The following is a 6372-nucleotide window of genomic DNA, read 5'->3' on the forward strand; positions in this document are numbered from 1 at the left end:
CATAGTGATTAACGAGCTATTTTGAAGTTAAAATCGTATTAACTATAAAGAAAGTCAAAATATAAAATATTAAAAATCAGTATAAATACAACAATCATATAAATTTAAAGTTCATGTTTAAAATAACTTTTATCGGTTTAGGGAATATGGGATTACCGATGGCCCAAAACTTAATAAATGCAGGAAACCAAGTTAAAGTTTACAATCGTTCTATAGAAAAAGCCAAAAACTTAACTGGCAATTTTAAGGTTTGTAGCTCGATAAAAGAAGCTTGCACCGGACAAGAAATTGTAATTACCATGCTTTCTGAAGACGACATCCTCTACCAAATCTGCGATGGCGACGATGGCCTTTTAAACAATATGGAAAGTGAGGCAATCCATATAAGCATGAGCACAATTTCTCCAGATACCTCGCGAGATTTATATAAAAAACACCAACAGAAAAAGCAACACTACCTCTCCTCCCCTGTCTTTGGAAGACCAAATGCTGCGGCCGATGCTAAACTATTTATCTGTACATCTGGCGATGATGCAATCAAACAAAAAGTAAAACCTATTCTAGAATTGATGGGCCAAGCGGTTTATGATTTCGGGACAGATGCAGGCGCTGCAAACGTGGTTAAGCTAACGGGGAATTTTATGATTATGGCAAGTATGGAAACCATGGCCGAAGCCTTTACCTTGGCAGAAAAGCAAGGTTTAAACAGAGAGCAGGTTGCCAATTTCTTCGGCGAAACCGTATTTAATGCCCCTATCTATAAAAACTACGGAAGCCTAATTGCAAAGAAACAATACCAACCCGTAGGATTTAAGGCAAGCTTAGGCTTTAAAGACGCTCGCCTAGCCAGCAAAATGGCATTAGATGCCGAAATGCCTGCACCCTTATTAAATTTGGTGTACAACCGCTTATTAAGCGCTTTGGCAAACGGCAACAAAGACAGCGACTGGGTAGAAGGGATTTCTGGTGGCGTTTCTAAAGATGCGGGGATTTAAACGATGTTAATCTATACCAGCTTCGCAATTGCAATCATTGCTTTTATCATTTTAAGCTTTTTAAACAAAGCAGTTTTTGGCGCCAAGCCCAACACCCAAAACTTTGAAGAGCTTCCCAACTTTAGCGATGGAACTTTCCAAAACCAATCGAGCACTCCTATGCTTACGGAAAACGGCACTTACCTAAAGCTGATTCCGCTGATGCTTAAGCGACCAAAAAGCGTGAATCCTGCCGAAGCCATACAGGTGGTAAAAACAGACCTCAAAAGTTTAGCACTTTCAGAAAATTGTATCGTTTGGTTTGGACATTCTTCCTACCTGATGATTTTGGATGGAAAACGTATTTTGGTAGATCCTGTTTTTCACGAAGCTTCGCCTCTTGGTTCTTTTGGGAAGCCCTACTCAATGAGCTATCTCTATACTCCCGCAGATTTTCCGGAAATTGATATTTTAGTCATCACCCATGACCATTACGATCACCTGGATTACAAGGCGGTTTGCGAACTCAGGCCTAAAGTAAAAAACACCATTACGGGCAAAGGCGTTAATGTACATTTAAAACTATGGGGATATCCCGCAGAACAAATCACCGCACTTAACTGGAACGAGACAGCCTTAGTTGCCGGTTTCGAATTCACATGTCTGCCAGCTCGCCATTTTTCGGGCCGAAAGTTCAAACGCGGACAAACGCTTTGGAGTTCTTTTGCGCTTAAAACACCTCAAATCAACATTTACATTGGTGGAGATTCTGGATACGACACGCATTTTAAAGAAATCGGCGAGAAACATGGCCCATTTGATTTAGCTATTTTAGAATGCGGGCAGTACAATAAATACTGGAATTTAATCCACATGATGCCCGAACAAACCTTAAAAGCCAGTAAAGATTTAAATGCTGCCGCACTTTTACCAGTCCATTGGGGAAAATTCACTTTATCCGTACACCCATGGACCGAGCCCGTTGAAAGATTGCTCAGCGCTAATACAGACGGAGCGCAAAATGTTTTTACGCCGAGAATTGGAGAGGTTTTATTTTTTGGAAAGGAAAACACCACCGTAAAATGGTGGCTAGATTAAAAGTTCATTTTTCTAGCAAGCTCAAAATTTATTTTTTTTTGAAAAGGTGCTGTAATGCAAGCAACAAAGGCATTCGGGCTTTCCGCTCATACGCCACAGGCATTAACCACGAGGCCGGTATCCTCTTCAATCCCGTTTATTTAACAAAGGTCTGACGGAATTTATTCGGTTTGCACCTGTACCTCTACTCTTCCAAGGTGCCATCTCGACGACAGGAGAGATCCGCAAGTTACTTTTTACCAACTCCTTGATTGATACAAGAACAACGCTCTGCTCATAATAAGCATTCATTAACGCTAGTTCCATTAAACGAAACCACGGCAAGCAAAGAGTATGGAGAATCCTTTACCATTCTTTAATCCGAAGAAACGCTTCGCTAAATTACAAAAAAGGACTTTAAACATAAAGCGTAAGAGATTTGAATAAAATAACTAGAAACCTGCATCTATTTCTAGTGTAAAAAATTTACAAGTAGCAAAAAATATTTTCAATGATTTGGATAATCTCTTATATTTAAAAAAATATGCGCTGATTAAGTCACACATATACAACGGATTTCTGCTGTATATGTGCAATTGAGTTGGACATATATATAAGTTAGCTGTAACCCTACCAAACGAAGTCTGGATATTGAACCAAATTAAAAATGACTTAGACAATGAAACTAATTTTTCCTTTCAAAAATATTGCAACAAATAACCTTCTAGACTTGACCGACAACAGGGAGAATATTTATGATTTTATACTCACACAACAGGGTAAATATCCTTATTCAGAAAACTACTTTTTAGCAAAAGTAGAAGGATATAGAAATAGTTTGCCAAATTTTGAAAATGAAATTTTACAAATAATAAACACCTCAAATCAGACAACAATCGACGCATACTTCATAGAACTGCTACAAAACTTCAATTATATTAAAGAAAAAGTCTCATTAGATGAACTTGAAAATTCTGTTAGTAACTGGAATGAAAAAACATTGAAAGCCTTTGAAGACAACGCAGAAAAAGAAACGCAAGATTATTTCAGCAAAGAAGACAGAAAACGAAATCACTTAGAAGAATATGAAGAATGGGACTTCGGTGGCTACCTCGGATTTATTGGCAAGAAGAGAGAACACACTAAAGTGAAACGCATTAACTACAATTTCTACTGTATTGATAAACAACCTGACCTAGTTGATAAAAAATATTGTAAGGAATATCAAGAATTTCTTAAAGGTCTTTCTGACGAGTATCTGGAAATTGCAAGACGATATGGTATTCCATATTCAAAAGGAGAAATTAAATCTAAGGTTGAGCAGGTAGTTTTTAGCAAACCAGTTGTTTTCGTTGAAGGCGAACATGACATAACATTTATAGTTAAAGCATCAGAATTACTCAATAAGCAGGATATTTTAGCAAAAATTGAATTACGACAAAGAGGGGGGTATACTAATCTTGATAAGATTTGGGAGATATATAAGGACAACAATTGGGAAACTGTTCCGCAAAAGAAATTGCTTTTATATGATTGTGATACGAAGAAGCAAGATGAGGAAACTGGAATAGTATATAAACGAATAATTCAAACAATACCGCAAAATCTAATATCAAAAGGAATTGAAAATTTGTTTCCAGATTCAATAGTAAAAAAAGCAATTGCAGTTAAATGTGCATACATTGACATCACAAAAGTTCATACAACAAAGCGAGGAGTAATTACAGAGAATACTATATGTGAAGTGAATAAAGATGAAAAGAAGAACTTTTGTAAATGGATTTGTGAAAATGCAACTGCAGATGATTTCAAAAACTTTCATACTGTATTTGACTTAATCAATCTTGTGGTTTGAAACATACATAATTTCACAATATATTCAGAAGTCCATATTCAAAAAAAATAAGGGCAACAGCTAACCACAAATTTGTATTATAATGGCTGAACTGCTTTACGTTATTTCATCGCAATTAACTAAATTTATACGGGCAGACAAGTTTGTGCTTTCTATGCCATTACAACACAAATTCGCCAAACGTTAGGTGCAAACTTACTGAACAACAAACAATGCAAACTCGAACGTTTGAAAACTAACCGACAAACAATTTATTTACGAACAATGAATGTGGTGCAGACACTAAATTAATATCGAACTTTAAAGACGGTTCAATTCTAGAACTTGCATTATGAATTCTGAACGAAATTTGCCAACCTTCACTTAAAGTAACCAACAAAGTTGTTTTAGAATTATCTTGGTAAACTACTTCAATCAATCTATTTGGTAATTTTAAGCGTTGTATTTTAAATTTTGGTTTTACAGTTTCAAAAGGTAAATTAAGTGTTCCGTGTAAATTATAAGCTTGAATTTCCACTTTACTTTTTCCCTTAATAATCTTATAAAAATCTTGGTTGCCAATTAAATATTCCACCAATCTCTCGGCAACAATTCCTGGGTTCTCTTTATCAAGTCGAACTAATTCCTTTTTGAAAGCGTCCAGAACTGGAATATAAACCGAACTGTGGTAATCGCCTAACGTACTCCATTTTTGAGTGGCTTTACTCGCAGTTCTTAATTCAGCTAAATTATCAAATATTGGTTTTATCTCTGCAAAATATTCCGAACTACATGGAAAACCTAACCATTTTTGACCAAAATTAATATCGTTCGACAAACGAGAATGTTTAACTGCTCTATGATTGTTTTTCGCAGAAATCCCAATTTCCCATTTTTGCAACGACCTAATTGCTAAAACATCCCGAACATCTCCAACTTGACCTTCTTTATCAGAAACAATCTCTAATTGTAAAATATCCTTTTCACTTATTCCATTGGACAATCTTGGTTCAATATCCAGCAAGAAATTAACCGCAAAACTTGCGACTAATTTGTATTGACCTTGCTCCTTTTCATCAAAAGTTTCAAAACATTTTAAAGCTGTTTGAAATGGCGCATTATCAACTATTGACGTCTGAGTAATTTTCTCTAATCTCTCGAAAAATTGGTTTAGCAAAGCATATTCAAATGCTTTCCCATTAATGGTTTGACTTGGAACTTTAGGCATTTACAGGAATATTATTTATTATTTCAACCATTCTTTCACGGACAACACCACCATTAACTTTGGTAATGACTTTTTGCATTTTCACGTCACTTTTGACTTTCAATCCTTTTAAATCTTTTAAAATTCTATTGGCTAAAATCTCTCCCATTTTTACAGGAACAGCATTCCCAATCATTTTATAACCAGCAACTACGCTTTTATAGTAAAATTTAAAAGTATCGGGAAAAGTCTGAATTCTAGCACATTCTCTAACACTCAAACGACGATATAAATCTTCACTTCCTCTAACAAATTCTCTCAAGTTTTGCTCAATAAACTTCATTTTTGGCGCTTGTGGGTGTATTGGTGCATGACGACCACCAGCTTGAATTGTGTAAGAAACTTCATCCCAAGAACGAACTCTGTTTCTTGACATAAAGATTGAAGAAAATCCCCCAATCATATATTCGTGATTAGAAATTTCGCAATCCTCACCATTTGTATAATTCCCCTCTTTTGCAGGTAGAACATTATCCTTTAAATCAAAAATCACATCTTGTAAAGTAATTTTATCATTTGTTGTCATAGGTTCTGGAAAACTGAATTTCAATCCTAAATCTTTTCTGTATCCAATAAAAAAAACTCTCTTCCTATCCTGTGGAACTCCAAAATCAGAAACATTTAGCAATTGAAAAGACAAATCGTAACCGATTTCTTGAAACATCTGTTTTATGTTCGCTAAAGCTTCCTTGTGCGCAGGTAAGAGCATTCCAGATACATTTTCAGCTAAGAAAAATTTTGGTTTTTTATCAGCAAGTATTCTCATGAATTCGTAGAAAAGCTGACCTCTTTTATCTGCAATTCCTCTTTTGGAACCTGCTTCCGACCAACTTTGACAAGGCGGACCTCCAATAATTCCATCACAATCAGGAACTTCGTTTGAAGGAATATCAACAATACTTCTTCTATCTAAAACTGTGTTTTTATGATTTTTCTCAAAGGTTTCCCAAATCTCTTTATCATATTCGTTTGCCCAAATGACATCGAAACCAGCATTTTCAAAACCTAAATCAAGACCACCAGCACCAGCGAAAAAAGAAACGACTTTCATAAACTAAAAATTTTAGTAATAAAGGTAGTAAATGAAATTCAAAGAAGGCAATAAGATTTTCAACATCGACAACTTTTATAGCTTTTTATGTGCAGAACGAAAGAAAAAGAAGGTCAGCACCTAGTCGAGTAGGCAAAGGGGGATTTCACCCCTAAACCTCTCACAGAAC

At 35.6% G+C, this 6372-nt stretch carries 5 protein-coding genes; 3 read left to right on the forward strand and 2 right to left on the reverse strand.

What is annotated here, in order from left to right; all coding sequences use genetic code 11:
• The first annotated feature begins 113 nt into the window (after positions 1 to 113).
• The 3 genes from B176_RS0111490 (at position 114) to B176_RS20300 (ending at position 3906) form a co-directional block, all read left to right on the forward strand.
• Positions 114 to 995 (forward strand): NAD(P)-dependent oxidoreductase, encoded by an 882-nt coding sequence (locus B176_RS0111490; RefSeq protein WP_017258961.1) that lies wholly within the window; start codon positions 114 to 116, stop codon positions 993 to 995.
• A gap of 3 nt (positions 996 to 998) precedes the next feature.
• Entirely contained in the window at positions 999 to 2072 is a 1074-nt protein-coding gene (locus B176_RS0111495; protein WP_017258962.1) for an MBL fold metallo-hydrolase, read from the forward strand.
• Between the two features lie 658 nt (positions 2073 to 2730).
• Entirely contained in the window at positions 2731 to 3906 is a 1176-nt protein-coding gene (locus tag B176_RS20300) for a hypothetical protein (RefSeq protein WP_017258964.1), read from the forward strand.
• A 235-nt stretch (positions 3907 to 4141) separates the two neighbouring features.
• Here the strand turns inward: B176_RS20300 and B176_RS0111510 are convergent, their stop codons facing one another.
• Positions 4142 to 5113: a HaeIII family restriction endonuclease gene (locus B176_RS0111510; RefSeq protein WP_017258965.1), complete on the reverse strand. Its 972-nt coding sequence runs from the start codon at positions 5111 to 5113 to the stop codon at positions 4142 to 4144.
• Positions 5106 to 6203 (reverse strand): DNA cytosine methyltransferase, encoded by a 1098-nt coding sequence (locus tag B176_RS0111515; RefSeq protein ID WP_017258966.1) that lies wholly within the window; start codon positions 6201 to 6203, stop codon positions 5106 to 5108. Before B176_RS0111515 ends, B176_RS0111510 begins: the two co-directional genes overlap by 8 nt.
• Positions 6204 to 6372: the final 169 nt, after the last annotated feature.

The sequence above is a fragment of the Pedobacter arcticus A12 genome (genome assembly GCF_000302595.1).
GTDB lineage: Bacteria > Bacteroidota > Bacteroidia > Sphingobacteriales > Sphingobacteriaceae > Pseudopedobacter > Pseudopedobacter arcticus.

Coding starts and splice junctions, on each gene's coding strand:
- B176_RS0111490 (WP_017258961.1), top strand. CDS start 114: ATGTTTAAAATAACTTTTATCGGTTTAGGGAATATGGGATTACCGATG.
- B176_RS0111495 (WP_017258962.1), top strand. CDS start 999: ATGTTAATCTATACCAGCTTCGCAATTGCAATCATTGCTTTTATCATT.
- B176_RS20300 (WP_017258964.1), top strand. CDS start 2,731: ATGAAACTAATTTTTCCTTTCAAAAATATTGCAACAAATAACCTTCTA.
- B176_RS0111510 (WP_017258965.1), bottom strand. CDS start 5,113: ATGCCTAAAGTTCCAAGTCAAACCATTAATGGGAAAGCATTTGAATAT.
- B176_RS0111515 (WP_017258966.1), bottom strand. CDS start 6,203: ATGAAAGTCGTTTCTTTTTTCGCTGGTGCTGGTGGTCTTGATTTAGGT.